15 protein-coding genes and 1 pseudogene are annotated in these 16,650 nt (G+C 73.2%); 8 read left to right on the forward strand and 8 right to left on the reverse strand.

Annotated features, from left to right (window positions below):
- Nucleotides 1-230: 230 nt before the first annotated feature.
- Nucleotides 231-836 (reverse strand): uridine kinase family protein, encoded by a 606-nt coding sequence (locus Saso_RS06315; protein WP_229901461.1) that lies wholly within the window; start codon nt 834-836, stop codon nt 231-233.
- A gap of 584 nt (nt 837-1,420) precedes the next feature.
- Here Saso_RS06315 and Saso_RS06320 point away from each other — a divergent pair.
- The 3 genes from Saso_RS06320 (at nt 1,421) to Saso_RS06330 (ending at nt 3,773) form a co-directional block, all read left to right on the forward strand.
- Nucleotides 1,421-2,806: a peptidase C39 family protein gene (locus Saso_RS06320; RefSeq protein WP_189926104.1), complete on the forward strand. Its 1,386-nt coding sequence runs from the start codon at nt 1,421-1,423 to the stop codon at nt 2,804-2,806.
- Nucleotides 2,807-2,898: 92 nt separating this feature from the next.
- Nucleotides 2,899-3,039: an SCO1431 family membrane protein gene (locus Saso_RS06325; protein WP_189926102.1), complete on the forward strand. Its 141-nt coding sequence runs from the start codon at nt 2,899-2,901 to the stop codon at nt 3,037-3,039.
- Between the two features lie 74 nt (nt 3,040-3,113).
- Entirely contained in the window at nt 3,114-3,773 is a 660-nt protein-coding gene (locus Saso_RS06330; RefSeq protein WP_189926100.1) for a TetR/AcrR family transcriptional regulator, read from the forward strand.
- An 86-nt stretch (nt 3,774-3,859) separates the two neighbouring features.
- Here Saso_RS06330 and Saso_RS06335 read toward each other — a convergent pair whose 3' ends face one another.
- The 3 genes from Saso_RS06335 to Saso_RS06345 all read right to left on the reverse strand — a co-directional run bounded on the left by Saso_RS06335 (nt 3,860) and on the right by Saso_RS06345 (nt 6,369).
- Entirely contained in the window at nt 3,860-5,122 is a 1,263-nt protein-coding gene (locus Saso_RS06335) for a glycoside hydrolase family 18 protein (RefSeq protein ID WP_189926098.1), read from the reverse strand.
- Nucleotides 5,123-5,452: 330 nt separating this feature from the next.
- Nucleotides 5,453-5,584, reverse strand: a complete 132-nt coding sequence (locus Saso_RS38915) for a hypothetical protein (protein WP_307822200.1) — start codon at nt 5,582-5,584, stop codon at nt 5,453-5,455.
- A 323-nt stretch (nt 5,585-5,907) separates the two neighbouring features.
- Nucleotides 5,908-6,369 (reverse strand): uroporphyrinogen-III synthase, encoded by a 462-nt coding sequence (locus Saso_RS06345; RefSeq protein WP_189926094.1) that lies wholly within the window; start codon nt 6,367-6,369, stop codon nt 5,908-5,910.
- Nucleotides 6,370-6,643: 274 nt separating this feature from the next.
- On the opposite strand from Saso_RS06345, the gene Saso_RS06350 reads away from it, so the two are divergent.
- The 4 genes and pseudogenes from Saso_RS06350 (at nt 6,644) to fxsA (ending at nt 11,165) form a co-directional block, all read left to right on the forward strand.
- The gene (locus Saso_RS06350) at nt 6,644-7,084 is read left to right on the forward strand and encodes an Lrp/AsnC family transcriptional regulator (protein WP_189926093.1); all 441 of its coding nucleotides are present in this window, start codon (nt 6,644-6,646) and stop codon (nt 7,082-7,084) included.
- Nucleotides 7,085-7,139: 55 nt separating this feature from the next.
- Entirely contained in the window at nt 7,140-8,756 is a 1,617-nt protein-coding gene (locus Saso_RS06355) for an amidohydrolase (protein WP_189926091.1), read from the forward strand.
- A gap of 584 nt (nt 8,757-9,340) precedes the next feature.
- Nucleotides 9,341-10,141: pseudogene (locus tag Saso_RS06360) on the forward strand (polyprenol monophosphomannose synthase); the annotation flags it as partial.
- Nucleotides 10,142-10,619: 478 nt separating this feature from the next.
- Nucleotides 10,620-11,165, forward strand: a complete 546-nt coding sequence (gene fxsA, locus Saso_RS06365) for an FxsA family membrane protein (RefSeq protein WP_189926089.1) — start codon at nt 10,620-10,622, stop codon at nt 11,163-11,165.
- Between the two features lie 204 nt (nt 11,166-11,369).
- On the opposite strand, the gene Saso_RS06370 is transcribed toward fxsA, so the two are convergent.
- The 4 genes from Saso_RS06370 to yczE form a co-directional block, all read right to left on the reverse strand.
- Nucleotides 11,370-11,744, reverse strand: coding sequence for an RNA polymerase-binding protein RbpA (locus Saso_RS06370; protein ID WP_020128921.1), 375 nt, complete (start codon nt 11,742-11,744; stop codon nt 11,370-11,372).
- A gap of 277 nt (nt 11,745-12,021) precedes the next feature.
- A complete protein-coding gene (locus Saso_RS06375; protein ID WP_189926087.1) occupies nt 12,022-13,386 on the reverse strand; it encodes an MFS transporter in 1,365 nt (454 codons plus the stop codon).
- 52 nt (nt 13,387-13,438) lie between these two features.
- A complete protein-coding gene (locus tag Saso_RS06380; RefSeq protein ID WP_189926085.1) occupies nt 13,439-14,209 on the reverse strand; it encodes a glycerophosphodiester phosphodiesterase in 771 nt (256 codons plus the stop codon).
- Nucleotides 14,206-14,907 carry a membrane protein YczE gene (yczE, locus tag Saso_RS06385; RefSeq protein ID WP_229901460.1) on the reverse strand — a complete coding sequence of 234 codons (702 nt, stop codon included), beginning with the start codon at nt 14,905-14,907 and terminating at the stop codon, nt 14,206-14,208. Before yczE ends, Saso_RS06380 begins: the two co-directional genes overlap by 4 nt.
- 99 nt (nt 14,908-15,006) lie before the next feature.
- On the opposite strand from yczE, the gene Saso_RS06390 reads away from it, so the two are divergent.
- Nucleotides 15,007-16,503 (forward strand): SCO1417 family PLP biosynthesis transcription factor, encoded by a 1,497-nt coding sequence (locus tag Saso_RS06390; RefSeq protein WP_189926083.1) that lies wholly within the window; start codon nt 15,007-15,009, stop codon nt 16,501-16,503.
- Nucleotides 16,504-16,650 lie beyond the last annotated feature (147 nt).

Below are 16,650 nucleotides of genomic sequence, written 5' to 3' on the forward strand. Positions count from 1 at the left end.
CACCGCGCGGTGACCCAGGGTGACCGGATCGCGTCACGACACGTCCCGAAACGGGACGGCGGGCGGGGTCAGGGCAGAACGAAGCCCCCGATCACGGGGGAACAACCGGGGGCTTCGCGTTCGAGGGCGGCTGCGATTGCCGCACATTGAGAACGTAAGTCCTGTACGGGCCGCCGGTCAAGCATGCCCGGGCCGGTCGGCGAACTTCGGCCACGAGCGCCTTCACGCGTTCACCACATCGCGGGTGGTCCATCACGGTGGGTGACATGCAGGTCCGGTCCAAGGTTCCCCACGGGTCCCGGCAGCACCTCGTACCCCTGCTCCAACTGCCGTACCAGCAGGGTGGCATGGGGGCGCGAAGGGTCATCGGCGAAGTGACGGGCCTCCGCCGCGACCCACCCCTCCCAGAACTCCCGCTGCTCCTCCCCGTCCCGGGCCCGCCCACGCGCCCAGGCCTCCTCGGCGGGCATCTCCATCCACAGCAGACCCGCGAGGAACGGACGCAGCGCGCGGCGGCCCGCGCCGACCCCCTCGACCAGGACGACGGGGGCCGCGGGCAGCGGTCGCGGCGGCCCGAACCGGCGGGTCCGCCAGTCGTACGGGGCGTAGCGCGCTTCCTCACCGCGGCCGAACGGCTCGATCACCTGGGTCAGCAGCCGTCCGGTCCACGCCAACAGCTCGTCGTGGCTGGCGATGTCGTCGAGGTGCAGTACGGGAGCGCCGCCCAGCGCTGCGGCCAGTTCACCGGCGAGCGTGGACTTGCCCGAACCGGCGTGTCCGTCGACACCGATCAGCCGGACCGGTCCGCAGGACGGGGGCAGGCGGCGCAGCCGCAAGGCGAGCTGGTGGATGGCGGATCCCGGGGCAGTGAGCGGGCGGTCGGAGCGGCGGCCCGTGCGTACGAGAGCCTGCGCGAGTCTACGACCGCTCCCCGCCCACCGACCGACACGGGAACTCGAACCGACCCCGCGGCCCGGCGCACGCCCCACCCCCTGCGCCATGTGCGGCGCCCCACCGGCCGGAGGCCTCGCAGGCCGACCTGCGCGGTGGCCTCGGGGCGATGCGGGCCGCGGCGCGGTTGTGTGCGGGACGCCACCGGCGGGGGCCTCGCAGGCCCCCTGCGGCGGGCCCGGGGCGATACGGGCGGCTGCGCAGGGGAGCCCCGCCCCCTTTGCCGTGTGCGGGGTGCCACCGGCCGGGGCCTCGCAGGCCGACCCGTGTGGCGGTCTCGGGGCGGTACCGGCCGCGGGGCTCGGGGGGCCGCCCCGTGCCAGGGGCGGCGTGGCGCCGGACCGAGAGGGCGGGGGAGCCGCCTCCTGTGGGGCGGGCGGCGCGGCACGGGCCGAAGTGCTGGAAGGTGCCGTCTCCGCCGTCCATAGTGGGCGCACAGCCGTGCAGACACCCTGGGGGTCTCCCGCTCATGAGCAGAGCCGAACAGCCGTCCCGCAGAACTGTCCTCGCCGTCGCGGTCGCCGCCGCCGTGGCAGGCGGCCAGATCCCGGCCGCCACCGCCGCCCCGGCCGCCGACGCGGCCGACGAAGCGGACTCCGCGTCCACCGGGCGGGCCCCGGTCCGCACCGCCGACTACCGCTCGTGGACCACGTACACCGACTGGCGCGCCGGCACCGCGAAGGGCACCCGCGCCGTCGCGGGCCCGCGCCCGGGCGTCGTCCTCGGCACCCCGCTCGGCACCGTCGACTACACCGACCCGCACACCAAGACCACGGCCGCCTGGGAGTACGCGACCTGGACCTCCCCGGCGCAGGCGCTCGCCGTTCCCTCGACGGAGGCGATCGCCTCGTGGAACGCGAGCACCCCGGCCGGCACCTGGCTCCAGATCGAGTTGAAGGGCACGTACTCCGACGGCACGGACACCCCCTGGTACGTGATGGGGCGCTGGGCCTCCGGCGACCAGGACATCAAGCGGACCTCCGTGGACGACCAGACCGACGGGCGCAGCACCGTCTGGACCGACACCTTCTCGATCGACGACGCCTCGACGGGCCTGCGCCTGGCCTCCTGCCGTCTGCGGCTCACCCTGTACCGCCGCCCCGGCACCCGGCTGACGCCGACCGTGTGGCGGCTCGGCGTGATGGGCTCCGACGTGCCGGACCGGTTCACCGTCGCGCCCTCGGTGCCGGGCCTCGCGCAGGAACTGGCCGTCCCGCGCTACTCGCAGGAGATCCACCGGGGCCAGTACCCCGAGTACGACAACGGCGGCGAGGCCTGGTGCAGCCCCACCTCCTCCCAGATGATCATCGAGTACTGGGGCGGCCGGCTCACCGCCGACGACCTGGCCTGGGTCGACCCGGCCTACGCCGACCCCCAGGTGTGCCACGCGGCACGGCACACCTACGACCACCAGTACGCCGGCTGCGGCAACTGGCCGTTCAACGCGGCCTACGCGGCCACCTTCGACGACCTCCAGGCAGTGGTCACCCGCCTCGGCTCACTCACCGACCTGGAGACGCTGATCGCGGCCGGGATCCCGGCCATGACCTCCCAGTCGTTCCTCGAAGAGGAGCTCACCGGCGCGGGCTACGGCACCTCCGGACACCTCATGACGGTGATCGGCTTCACGGCCGAGGGAGACGTGATCGCCAACGACCCGTTCTCCGCGGACGACAGCGCCGTGCGGCGCGTGTACCGGCGCCGGGAGTTCGAGAACGTGTGGCTGCGGACCAAGCGGTACAACGCGAGCGGCAAGGTCGTCTCCGGCACCGGAGGGGTCTGCTACCTCTACTTCCCGGCGCGTCCGACGCCGCGGCAGTGCAGGGCGCTCACGGCGGTGGGGGTCCCCGTGTGAGGAAGGTCTCCGCCGCAAAAGCCCCGGCAGGTGGCAAGGTGGACGGATCGGTGGGGGGATCCACCCGGTAAGTCCTATCCCAGTGAGACGCCATGACCGCACAGACAGCCACCGCCGCCCGCACCCGCACCGGCGGCCCCGGGAGCGACGGCCCGGCCCTCCTCGAGCACCTCGCGGGCTGGGTCCTCGTCGCGGTCGTCGCCATGCTGATCACCGGGCTCGGACTGCTCTGACGGGCGTGACCTGACGCACGGTTGACCTGACATACTGCGGATGTCCCGCCGACCGCCCGAGACCAGGGTCGAAATTGAGTATCAGTGAACAGCGCGAAGTCGCCCGTCCCCGGGCGCGTGGCACCGAGCGCTCACTGGCGCGCCGCGCCGAACTCATCTCCATCGGGCGGAAGTTGTTCGCCGACACGTCCTACGACGCGCTCTCGATGGACGACATCGCCCGGCAGGCGCATGTCGCCAAGGGGCTGATCTACTACTACTTCCAGTCCAAACGCGGCTACTACCTGGCGATCATCCAGGACTCGGTCGCCGACCTGGTCACCTTCGCGGCGAGCGGCCTCGAACTGCCGCAGGTGGACCGGGTGCACCGCACCATCGACGGCTATCTGCGCTACGCCGAGCACAACCAGGCGGCCTACCGCACGATCGTCAGCGGCGGTGTCGGCTTCGACACCGAGGTGCACGCCATCCGGGACGGGGTGCGCGCGGCGATCGTGGCGACCATCGCCGAGGGCGCGTACGGCAGCAGCGACATCCCCGCCCTTCCCCGGATGGGCCTGCTCGCCTGGTTGTGCAGCGTCGAGGGCGCCACCCTGGAGTGGATCGCCCGCCCCGAACTCTCGCGCGAGGTCATGGTCGAGCTGCTGGTGAAGACCCTGGGCGGCTCCCTGCGCGCCATCGAGGAGATGGACCCCGCCTTCACGGCGCCGAAACCGGCCCAACGCGTGGACTGAGGGGCGCCGGGCGGGAGTGCCCCGGGGCGGAGGCTCGTGGTCCCCCGCCCCCGAGTGCCCCGCCCCCGAGTGCCCGGGGTGCCGGGCTACTTGATCGCGTGGATCAGCTCACCGTTCGCCGTGTCCCCGCTCAGCTCCCAGAAGAACGTTCCGCCCAGGCCCTGCGCCGCCCGGTACTTCATCTTCGTCGCGATGGTCCTCGGGGTGTCGTAACTCCACCAGTCGCTGCCGCACTTGGCGTAGGCGGTGCCGCCGACGGTGCCGGTCGCCGGGCACTTGACCTTCAGCACCTTGTAGTCCTCACTGCCCGCCTCGTACGTCCCGGCCGCCGGTCCCGTGGCCGCGCCTCCCGGCTTCGCCTGGGTGACGCCGGTCCAGCCGCGCCCGTAGAAGCCGATGCCGAGCAGCAGCTTGCGTGACGGGATGCCGAGGCTCTTGAGCTTGGCGATCGTGGTGGCGGTGTCGTTGCCCCGCTGGGGAATGCCCCGGTAGGAGGTCAGGGGGGAGTGCGGTGCCGTCGGGCCGGCGGCGGCCCAGGTGCCAAAGTAGTCGTACGTCATCGGGTTGTACCAGTCCAGGTAGCGGGCCGCGCCCGCGTAGTCCGCCGCGTCGATCCGGCCGCCGGCCGTCGCGTCCGCCGTGATCGCGGCGGTGAGCAGCTCGCGCCTGCCGAACTCGGCGCGCAGGGCCGCCATGACGTCCCGGAAGGCCTCGCGGCCGCTGGTGTCGCAGGTGAGGCCGCAGGCGTTCGGGTACTCCCAGTCGATGTCGATGCCGTCGAAGACGTCGGCCCACGCCGGGTTCTCGACCAGGTCGTGGCAGGACCGGGCGAAGGCCGCGGGATCCTTGGCGGCCTCGCCGAATCCGCCCGACCAGCTCCAACCGCCGAACGACCAGATGACCTTGAGCCGAGGGTGCAGCTTCTTCAGCTTGCGCAGCTGGTTGAAGTTGCCGCTGAGCGACTGGCCCGCGGTGTCGGCGACGCCGTCCACGGACTCCCCGGCGGTGAAGGGCTTGTCCGTATCGGCCCAGGGGTCGCCGAGGGCACACTTGCCGTCGACGACGTTGCCGAAGGCGTAGTTGATGTGGGTGAGGCGGTCGGCGGACCCGGACGTCTCGATGTTCTTCACGTAGTACTGGCGGTCGTAGATGCCCCAGTCGGTGAAGTAGCCGACGACCTTCGAGCGGTTCGCGTCGGCCGGGTGCGTCTTGTCGGGGTGGGTCTCGCCGGCGGTGGCGGTGCCCGCACCGGCGAGCAGGGCGGCGCCGACGGCGGCACAGCAGACGGCGGAGACCAGCGTCCGGAGTCTGCCGCGGGGGCCGGGGCGGGGGCGGAGCCTGGTGTGCATCGGGTGTCTCCTCGCAGGGCAGGGGGAGGGGATCGCACGCCGATCGGCATGAACGCGGGGAGGCGTCGGACGGAAACGGTAGGAGGACTAGACCAGTTCGGTCAATGGTTCGGACCAATCCCTCCGCGGGTCGGCCGCCCTGCCGTCCGGCCCGCCCTCCCGTCGGTCCCTCGGGCCGCTGCTGCCTGGCCCGCCCTCCCGTCGGTCCGTCAGGTGGCCGCAGCCCGGTCCGCCCGTCAGCCTGCCGCTCGGCCTGCCCGTTCGCTCACCGCTGGGTCTGCCCGGCTCGTCGGCGCCCGGTGCCCGCCCGGGGGTGGGGCCGGCGGCCGTTCAGCGGCCGTCGCCCAGCGGGTCCGGGAACCCGCTGAACTGACCCGGCCGTACCTGCGGTGCCGCCAGCCGGATCCATTCAGGGTCGTGACGCCCCGGCAGGGTGCGGCCCCGGTCGGCCCAAGTACGCATCAGGTCTTGGTAGATGGGCGGATCCTGCGGGGGTGCCGGCGTCGGCGGAACCGATTCTGCCCGGACCGGTCCGGGGCGCACGGGGACGAACAGCTGGCGGTGACGCCCGGGTGCGACCGTCTGAGTGGGGGTCATACTAGGGCAACGCGAGGCCGCCGGAACAGGTCACCGACGAGGGCGCTCGCGCGTGAGTTCGGCAAGTGCCCCGGCCCGGGCAGGCCGGGCCCTTCGGGCGCGCGGGACCCGCACCACGGCGGTCTGCCGACCGTGGCGCGGGACCGGTTGCGAGAGTTCGACCCGCGACGCGGGCGGGGTGGCGGCGCTCAGGCGGCCGCGCGGCGCAGCACCGGCACGCGCATCGGGCGCGAGCCCGGGCCGCCGACGTGCGAGAACGGCTGGGTGCGCCAGTCCAGTCCCTGAGGAAGTGTCAGCAGGAGGGCGGTGTCCTGCTCCTGGGGCTCCACGGACTCGTCCGCGGGCCGGGCCTCCGAGGCCCCGCGTCCCGTCCCCGCGCACACCGTGAGCCCGAAGGGGTTCCACGGCGAGGCGCACAGCGCGTGCTCCGGCAGGACCTCCTCGTCCGCCAGCAGCGCGATGGGCTGCGCGCAGTCCGGGCAGATCACCCGGTACATCTCGAAGGTGTCGTACGCGTCGAAGTGGTCGGCGTGGTCGGCGTCGAAGCCGTCGGAGTGCTCGGCGTCGGGTTCGACGCCCTCCGGCTCGGGTTCGACGACGGACTGGAGCCGCTTGGGCGCGGTGCGACCAGGGCGCTTAAGACTCTGCATGGGATTCTCCCCCTCGGGCTGGGCCGGGACGGCACTGCGGCCTCGACCACAGCAAGCACTTCCCGCCCGGTCTCGGCGGTAATCACGAGGACATCACGAAGCCTGGGCCATTGCTGTGGCATTCGTCACATGCCGCCAGCAGATGACTCGTGAGCCGGTGGAGGGCTCGCGCGCCGGGCCCGCCCGCCGTCGGCTCCCGGCACGTCACGAACCGGCTATGACCTGGGCTGCATAGGTATACGAGGAGATCGCGCGCACGGTAAGTTCTTGCGTCATGGAGGAGCTGGACCGGCAAATCGTGCAGCTGCTCGTCGAGGACGGGCGGATGAGTTACACCGATCTGGGCAAGGCCACGGGCCTGTCCACGTCCGCCGTGCACCAACGGGTGCGCCGGCTGGAACAGCGCGGCGTCATCCGCGGCTACGCGGCGGTCGTCGACTCCGAGGCCGTCGGGCTGCCCCTGACGGCCTTCATCTCGGTGAAGCCGTTCGACCCCAGCGCCCCCGACGACATCGCCGAACGGCTGGCCGGAGTACCCGAGATCGAGGCCTGCCACAGCGTGGCCGGTGACGAGAACTACATCCTCAAGGTCCGGGTGGCCACCCCGCACGAGCTGGAGGAGCTGCTCGGCCGGCTCCGGGCGCTCGCGGGCGTCTCCACACGCACGACCGTCGTACTGTCCACTCCGTACGAGGCCCGGCCGCCGCGGATCTGAGCGCGACCGGGGGTCCGCGTGCCGGGCGGGCCCGGTGACGCGCGAGACTGTTCCCATGACTGAGCACGCCCCCCAGCCGAAGACCGTCCTGCTCCGCCGGGGCGAGGTCCACAGCCCCGCCGATCCGTTCGCGACCGCGATGGTCGTCGAGCGTGGTCAGGTCGCCTGGGTCGGTTCCGAGGGCGCCGCCGACGCCTTCGCGGACGGCGTCGACGACGTGGTCGACCTGGACGGCGCCCTGGTGACGCCGGCCTTCACCGACGCCCATGTGCACACCACGTCCACGGGCCTCGCGCTCACCGGCCTCGATCTCTCCTCCGCCCTCTGTCTCGCGGACGCCCTCGCCCGCGTCCGGGCCTTCGCCGCCGCCCGTCCGCTGGACAAGGTGCTGCTCGGACACGGCTGGGACGCCTCCCGCTGGCCTGAGGGTCGCCCCCCGCTCCGGCGCGAGCTGGACGAGGCCACGGGTGGCCGGCCGCTCTACCTCAGCCGGATCGACGTCCACTCCGCGGTGGTCACCACCGCGCTGCTGGACCTGGCGCCCGCCGCCCGCGGGCGCGCCGGGTTCACGGACGGCGAGCCGCTGACCCGCGACGCCCATCACGTCGTTCGCGCCGCCGCGTTCGCAGCCGTGACGCCCGTCCAGCGCGCCGAGGCCCAGCGGGCCGCCCTCGCGCACGCCGTCTCCCTCGGCATCGGCTCGGTCCACGAGTGCGCGGGGCCGGAGATCTCGTCCGAGGACGACTTCACGGACCTGCTGCGTCTCGCCGCACAGGAGCCCGGCCCCCGCGTCGTCGGCTACTGGGCCGAGCAGGACGTCGAGAAGGCGCGCCGGCTGGGTGCGACCGGCGCCGCAGGGGACCTGTTCGTCGACGGCGCCCTCGGCTCCCACACCGCCTGTCTGCACGGCCCGTACGCGGACGCCGACCACACCGGCACCGCCTACCTGGACGCCGTCGACGTCGCCGCGCACGTGGTGGCCTGCACGGAGGCGGGCCTCCAGGGCGGCTTCCACGCCATCGGGGACGCCGCCGTCGCCGCCGTCGTCGAGGGCGTCCGCGCCGCCGCCGAGAAGGTCGGTCCGGCCCGCGTCCGCGCGGCCCGCCACCGTGTCGAGCACGCCGAGATGCTCACGCCCGAGACGATCGCCGCCTTCGCCGAGCTGGGGCTCACCGCCTCCGTCCAGCCCGCCTTCGACGCCCTGTGGGGCGGCGAGGAGGGCATGTACGCCCAGCGGCTGGGCGCCGAACGGGCCCGCTCCCTGAACCCCTTCGCCGCCCTCCTGCGCGCCGGGGTCCCGCTCGCCTTCGGCTCCGACAGCCCGGTCACGCCCCTCGACCCCTGGGGCACGGTGCGGGCCGCCGCCTTCCACCGCACTCCCGAGCACCGGGTGTCCGCCCGGGCCGCCTTCACGGCCCACACCCGTGGCGGCTGGCGCGCCGTCGGCCGGGACGACGCCGGGGTCCTGGTCCCGGGCGCTCCCGCCGACTACGCGGTCTGGCGCACGGACGAACTGGTCGTCCAGGCACCCGACGACCGGGTCGCCCGATGGTCCACCGACCCCCGCTCCGGCACCCCCGGCCTGCCGGATCTGACCCCCGGCGGCGAACTCCCGGTCTGCCTGCGCACCGTGGTCGGCGGCCGCACCGTGTTCCTGCGCCCGAGCGAGTGATCTCCCGGGTCCGCCCGACGAAGATCACCCGTCCGCCCGCCGACATACGCTCCGCGCCGCCTCCGCCCTGACCTGGGCATTGAGGGGAAACGCGCAGGTCGGACCGCTGTTGACAGCCGACGGCGGGGGGCCGGTAGGTTCGGCGGAGTCCACCACCGGACGCCCCGCCCCGGGGAACGCCCGCACACTCGCCGCGGCGCCGCTGGGTCAGGGACGGAGTGCCGCACCGGCACACCGCCACTGGCAGCCAGGCTCAGCGCCCGCGCCGCAACGAGGGAACGTTCCGGCCGGTCGGGGAGGTGTGACCCGGATGGGGCCCGGGCGCTCAGTAGACAACGGCTTTCGGTCGACCCGCAGCCAGCGGATCCCGGGCCGGCCCGAAGAGTACCGGGCCCCCATCCGCAGCGGATCCGACCGCACCGGAGTGCGTTCACTCCCGCAGGGCGGGTACGTACATACAAGCCCAAAGGTACGTTCTTACCCCGATCTCGCGGGTCCGACACCACCGTACGAACGTCCCGTCATGTCGGCCCAGGCGGTGGCCACTATGGTGGACCCCTGCGTACGGACTTGAAGGGGCAGTAGTGAACGACGGCGACGGGACCCTCGCGGCACAGGACCGGGGGAGGCAGTTCGGTCCGCTCGGCACGGCCTTGGTGATCATCCCGACCTACAACGAGGCGGAGAACATCAAGTCGATCGTCGGCCGGGTGCGCAAGGCTGTCCCCGAGGCTCACGTCCTCGTGGCCGACGACAACAGCCCCGACGGCACCGGCAAGCTCGCCGACGAGCTGGCCGCGGGCGACGACCGGGTCCGGGTCCTGCACCGCAAGGGCAAGGAAGGCCTCGGCGCCGCCTACCTCGCGGGATTCCGCTGGGGTCTGGAGAACGACTACGGCGTGCTGATCGAGATGGACGCCGACGGCTCCCACCAGCCCGAGGAGCTGCCCCGCCTGCTCACCGCGCTGAAGAGCGCCGACCTGGTGCTGGGCTCCCGCTGGGTGCCGGGCGGCCGGGTGGTGAACTGGCCGAGGTCCCGCGAGGTCATCTCCCGCGGCGGCAGCCTCTACTCCCGTCTCGCCCTCGACCTCCCCCTGCGCGACATCACCGGCGGCTACCGCGCGTTCCGCCGCGAGACCCTCGAGGGCCTCGGCCTGGAAGAGGTCGCCTCCCAGGGGTACTGCTTCCAGGTCGACCTTGCCCGGCGGGCCGTCAAGGCCGGCTTCCACGTCGTCGAGGTCCCGATCACCTTCGTCGAGCGCGAGCACGGCGACTCCAAGATGAGCCGTGACATCCTCGTCGAGGCGCTGTGGCGGGTCACCGCGTGGGGCGTGGGGGAGCGGGTCGGCAAGATCACAGGCCGGGGCGGCGGCCGGGCCGAGCGCCCGGTCACGCCCGGGGATTCGCGGGGCGGCGCGTCCCGTCCGGCCGCGGCCGCGTCCGTCTCCGGTGGCGCCACGGCTCGGGCCGCCGGCGACGCGGTCGGGTCCGACGAGGACGGTCCCGGGACCGAAAGTGCCGCTGTCGTGTCCGGCCACGAGACCTCGGCGGGACCGGGTACCCCCGACGAGACGGGCCGCGAGGCCGGGGGAGCCGCGGGTACCGCCGCCGCCGGGTCCGGCCGCGCCGACGCCGCGTCCGCCACGTCCGACGAGGGTGCCCCCTCGGGCGACGATGCTGCCGACGCGTCCGCCGACGATGCCGGTCCGGCGGGCGGGGAGGCCGTCGAGCCGGCCGAGGCCGCCGGGGACGGTTCCGGGGCCGACGCGAAGGCCGCCGGGTCCGGTGACGAGGGGAAGCCTCACAGCGCCCGCTGACCCGCCCCTTATGCCGCTCTGAGCCGGGTCCGGGCACACTGGACACATGACGACTGGCTCTCCGACCCCCGCGTATCCGACCGACGCCCGGCCCCGCAGCAGTGAACCCCGCCGCTCCCGGCTGCGGACGTTCCTGCCGCTGGGCCTCGCCGCGTGGCTGGTGCTGGAGATCTGGCTGCTGACCGTGGTCGCGGGCGCGACGAGCGGACTGGTGGTCCTGCTCCTGCTCGTCGCCGGATTCGTCCTCGGCGCCGTCGTGATCAAGCGGGCCGGACGCCGGGCCTTCCGCAATCTGAACGAAGCGCTCCAGCGCGGCGCACCGTCCGACCGCAGCGGCGGCAACGGCCTCATGATGCTCGGCGGCCTGCTCCTGATGATCCCTGGGCTGGCCTCCGACGTGGTCGGCCTGCTCCTGCTGCTCCCGCCGGTCCAGAAGGCGGTCAGCGCCTTCGGGGAGCGCAAGCTGCGCGAGGCCGCGCGCACGCCCGGCACCCTGGGCGACGCCTTCCAGCAGGCCCGTATCCACCGCCCCGACGGCAAGGTCGTACCGGGCGAGGTCATCAGGGGCGAGGTCATCCGCGACGAGCGGTGACCTCGACGAGCGGTGACCTCACCGGCCGGTGACCTCACCGGCCGGTGACCTCACCGACGGGGTCCGACCTCCTGGTCGGGCCCCGTCTCCGTGCCGGGGCCCGGGAGGCGGGGACAGCACAAGACCGCGGGCGCCGTACGTGTTTCACGTACGGCGCCCGCGGTCTTGTCGTGCGCTGTGAAGCCGGGCGCAGCCCCTTGGGGGCTACGCGCTTTTACGGCTGTCGCGGGGATGCACCGCAAGGTTCATCGCCCCGGACCGCAGAACGGCGAGCCGCTCCTCGAGGACCTCTTCGAGTTCCTCGCGGGTCCGCCGCTCCATCAGCATGTCCCAATGCGTACGCGCGGGCTTGGCCTTCTTTTCCTCAGGGCCGTCGCCGTCGACGAGGAGTGCAGGGGCTCCACAGACCTTGCACTCCCACTCCGGCGGAATCTCCGCCTCGACCGAGAAGGGCATCTCAAAGCGGTGCCCCTTCTCGCATGCGTACTCCACGGCCTGGCGCGGGGCCAGGTCGATGCCGCGGTCCGTCTCGTAGCTGGTCACCACGAGGCGCGTGCCGCGAAGAGCTCGCTCACTCATGAATCGTGCCTCCCGGGCTTGTCGCCCACAGGACAGGTGTCGCTGTCGTCGTCATCCGGTCAACGTCCGGTCGGCGGTAAAGATTCCCGTTCCGAGCCCGTTCCGGGTGGTGGGTCGCCGTCGTAGCCGCAGCCTTGTCAATCAGTGCAGTACCCACCGGCGCCCGGTATGTCACATCTGAAAGGAGATGTCACCCAGCGTTTCGGCATCTTTGACGCGCAGTAACGGTACGCCTGGCAGGCCAAACGCGTACACTACCGCCCTTTCGCCTTGAGTGCTAAATCCGCTCGGGCACGGGATTGCCCGCGTCGCCGATCGCCCGCCGTACGGGTACCCGGGCGAGCAGCGCGAACCCGACGACGAAGAAGACCACCAGCGAGATGATCGCGTCCCGGTAGCTCCCGGTCAGCTGGTACGTGACGCCGAAGAGAAGAGGGCCCAGCCAGCTCATGCCGCGGTCGCTCATCTCGTACGCCGAGAAGTACTCGGCCTCCTTGCCGGGCGGGACCAGGTGGGAGAAGAGGGAACGGGACAGGGCCTGGCTCCCGCCGAGCACCAGCCCGATCGCGGCCGCGAGCAGGAAGAACCCGACCGGTGCCCCGGCCGGCAGGAAGTACCCGGCGCCCAGGGTGAGCGTCCAGGCGGCCAGCGAGCCGAGGACGGTGCGCTTCGCGCCGTAGGCCCGGGCCAGCCGCCCCATGCCCAGGGCGCCGGCGACGGCCAGCACCTGCACCAGCAGGACGGCGCCGATCAGCGTGGACTGGCCGAGGCCCAGCTCCTGCGAGCCGTAGACGGAGGCCTGGGAGATCACCGTCTGGATGCCGTCGTTGTAGACCAGGTAGGCGAGGAGGAAGGCGAGGGTCAGCGGGTGGCGGCGCATGTCGCGGACCGTGGCCGCGAGCTGGCGCAGCCCCGGAACCGTACGGGGCGTCCCGGAGTCCGCCTTGCGCGCCGCGGACGGGCGGTCGCGCAGGCGCAGCAGCGGGACCAGGGTGAAACCGCCCCACCACAGGCCGGCCGAGGCCAGGCAGATCCGTACGGCCGTCGACTCGGAGACGCCGAAGGAGTCGTGCGCCAGGTAGAGCACCAGATCGGCGACGAGGACCAGCGAGCCCGCCGCGTAGCCGAAGGCCCAGCCGCGGGAGGAGACCGCGTCGCGTTCCTCGGGCGGGGCGATCTGCGGCAGATAGGAGTTGTAGAGCATCATCGCCACCGACTGGGCCGCGTTCGCCACGATCAGCAGGGCCCCGCCGAGCAGATAACGGTCGCCGCCCAGGAAGAACATGGCGGTCGTGGCGGCCGCGCCCGTGTAGGCGGCGGCGCCCAGGAGGGGCTTCTTGCGGCCGCTGCGGTCGGCGGCCGCGCCCACCAGGGGCATCACCAGCACGGCCACGACGACCGACAGGGACACCGCGTAGGGGAAGAAGGAGCCGGCGCGCACCGGGATGCCCAGCGGGTGCACGTACCCGTCGGCGTCCGCCGCCCGTTCGGCGACCGAGGTCAGGTACGGGCCGAGGAACACGGTGAGCACGCTCGTCGAGTAGACGGAGCAGGCCCAGTCGTAGAAGTACCAGCCGCGCTGCTCGCGCCGCCGTCCCGCGGCCTCTTCGGACGCCGTCGTCCGCACGGTGTCGATGTCCACCCGTGCCCTCGCTTCCCGCTCTGCCGCAGCCGCGCGGGCGGCGGGACCGAGGTCAGACCCAGACGCCCCGGTCCTCCATGACCTCGCGCAACGTGTCGATGTGATCGGTCATGATGCCATCGACCCCCAGGTCGAGGAGCCGGTGCATCCGATCCGCGTCGTTGATCGTCCACACGTGCACCTGGAGCCCGCGCGCATGGGCGGCGCGCACGAAGCGGGCGTCCACGACCTGTATGCCGGCGTGGGCCTCGGGAACCTGCGCGGCGACCGCCGAGCGGCGCAGCGCCGCCGGTATCCCCCAGGACCGCAGCCGCAGGTTCAGCACGCCCCGGGTGCCGTACGAGGTCGCCAGCCGCGGTCCGGCCAGCCGCTGGGCGCGCATCACCCGGGCCTCCGAGAACGAGCCGACGCAGACCCGGTCCCACGCGCGCGTGCGGGCGATCAGGTTGAGCAGGGGGTGCAGCGCCGGCTCCGCCTTGAGGTCGACGTTCCACCGCACCTCGGGGAAGGTCTCCAGCAGTTCCTCGAAGAGCGGCACCGGTTCCTCGCCGGCCACGCGCGCGTGGTGTACGTCCGACCACAGCAGATCGGCGATGCGGCCCGCGCCGTCGGTCACCCGGTCCAGCGTCGCGTCGTGGAAGGCGACGAGCTTGCCGTCGCGGGTGGCGTGCACATCGGTCTCGATGTAGCGGTAGCCCGCCTCGACGGCGCGCCGGAACTGCGCCGTCGTGTTCTCCAGGCCGTCGGCGCTGCCACCGCGGTGGGCGAAGGGGATGGGCCCCGGGTGGTCGAGGTAGGGGTGGCGTACGGCACTGGTGGTCACGGACGCAGTATGGCTCCCCGGGGTGACCCGGTGGCAACGACCGTGCTGCCGCCCGGTGCCGCGGGCACGGCGAACACCTTCAGGAAGAGCTGTGCGAGCGGGCCGATGCCCACCGCGTAGAGCAGGGTGCCGACGCCGATGGTGCCGCCGAGGGCGAAGCCGGTCACCACGACCGCGATCTCCACCGCCGTCCGCATCAGCCGGATCGAACGCCCGGTACGCCGGTGCAGTCCCGTCATCAGTCCGTCGCGCGGCCCGGGCCCGAAGGCGGCCGCGATGTAGAGGCCGGTGGCCGCCCCGTTGAGCACGATGCCCACGAGCAGCAACGGGATCCGCACGCCGAGCCCGTGCGCGTCAGGGACGCACGCGAGCGCGCCGTCCATCGCGAGGCCGACGACGAAGACGTTGGAGACCGTGCCGAGCCCCGGGCGCTGGCGCAGCGGGATCCACAGCAGCAGCACCACGGCGCCCACGATGATCGACACCACGCCGATGGTCAGGCCGGTGAGCTCGGCGAGACCCTGGTGGAGCACGTTCCAGGGTTCGAGACCCAGGCCCGCCCGCACCAGCAGGGCGGAGCTGACGCCGTAGAGCGCGAGGCCGGCGTACAGCTGGAACAGCCGGCGGACGAGGCGCCCGCCCGGCTCCGGCCCGGACGACTGCGGCGGTGCCGCTGACGGCGGTGGCGGCTCGGACAAGGGGTCCCCCTGGTGGTGGTAGTGGCCTGACCCATGACACTGTGTGGCTTGGAAGTGAACGCCATCCATGGCCAATTCCAGGAAGGTGGACTGGTAATCATGGCGCAGTGGACCTCGGCGGTGGGAGCCGCACAGCTCGCGCGGCTGCTCAAGTCACAGCAGGACCGCCCGGCGGGCCCCGGGTCGCGCCGTCCGCCCGCCTACCGTGCGCTCGCCGACGGTATCCGTCTGCTGGTCCTCGAAGGGCGGGTTCCGGTCGCCGCCCGTCTGCCCGCCGAACGGGAACTGGCCCTGTCCCTGTCCGTGAGCCGGACGACCGTCGCCGCCGCCTACGAGGCGCTGCGCGCGGAGGGCTTCCTGGAGTCGCGGCGCGGCGCGGGCAGCTGGACGGCCGTCCCGGCGGGCAACCCGGTACCGGCGCGCGGCCTCGAACCGCTGCCGCCCGAGGCCCTCGGTTCGATCATCGACCTGGGCTGCGCGGCCCTTCCCGCGCCCGAGCCCTGGCTCACCCGTGCCGTGCGGGGCGCGCTGGAGGAGCTGCCCCCCTACGCCCACACGCACGGCGACTATCCGGCGGGCCTGCCCGCGCTGCGGTCGATGATCGCCGAGCGGTACACCGCGCGCGGCATCCCGACGATGCCCGAGCAGATCATGGTCACCACCGGCGCCATGGGGGCCATCGACGCCATCTGCCACCTCTTCGGGGGGCGCGGCGAACGCATCGCCGTGGAGTCGCCCTCCTACGCCAACATCCTCCAGCTGATGCGGGAGGCGGGTGCCCGTCTGGTGCCCGTCGCCATGGCCGAGGGGCTCGCCGGCTGGGACATGGACCGCTGGCGCCAGGTCCTGCGCGAGGCCGCGCCGCGCATCGCGTACGTCGTCGCCGACTTCCACAACCCGACCGGCGCGCTCGCCGACGAGGACCAGCGGCGCCGGCTCGTGGAGGCGGCCCGGTCCGCGGGGACGGTGCTGGTCGCCGACGAGACCATGAGCGAACTCTGGCTGGACGACGTCGAGATGCCCCGGCCCGTGTGCGGCTTCGACCCGGCCGGCTCCACGGTGATCACGGTCGGGTCCGCGAGCAAGGCCTTCTGGGCGGGCATGCGCATCGGCTGGGTGCGGGCGGCCCCGGACGTCGTCCGCAGCCTCGTCGCGGCCCGTGCCTACGCCGATCTGGGCACGCCCGTGCTCGAACAACTGGCGGTGAACTGGCTGTTCAGCACCGGCGGCTGGGAACAGGCCGTCGAACTGCGGCGCAGCCAGGCCAGGGAGAACCGCGACGACCTGGTGGCGGCGGTCCGGCGTGAGCTGCCCGAGTGGGAGTTCGCGGTGCCCCGGGGCGGCCTGACGCTGTGGGTGCGGGCGGGTGGGCTCTCCGGATCGCGGCTGGCCGAGGCGGGGGAGCGGGTGGGCCTGCGGGTGCCCTCCGGGCCCCGGTTCGGAGTCGACGGCGCCTTCGAGGGGTACGTCCGGCTGCCGTTCACCGTGGGAGGCGCGGTCGCGGAGGAGGCGGCGGCACGACTGGCGGCCGCGGCACGCATCGTGGAGAGCGGCGGGACGGTGGGCGCGGAGAGCCCCCGCACCTTCGTCGCCTGACGGCGACCGGCCAAGCCCGCCTCACGACGCCCCCTCGCCGCCGGTCCTGTGCGGGGCGTGACACCCGTGCGGGACGCGACGTCCGCGTTGGGCGTGACGCCCGTGCGGGACGCGATGCCCGCGCGGTGCACGACGTGCGTGCGGGAC

It is taken from the genome of Streptomyces asoensis, from assembly GCF_016860545.1.
Taxonomy (GTDB): Bacteria; Actinomycetota; Actinomycetes; order Streptomycetales; family Streptomycetaceae; genus Streptomyces; species Streptomyces asoensis.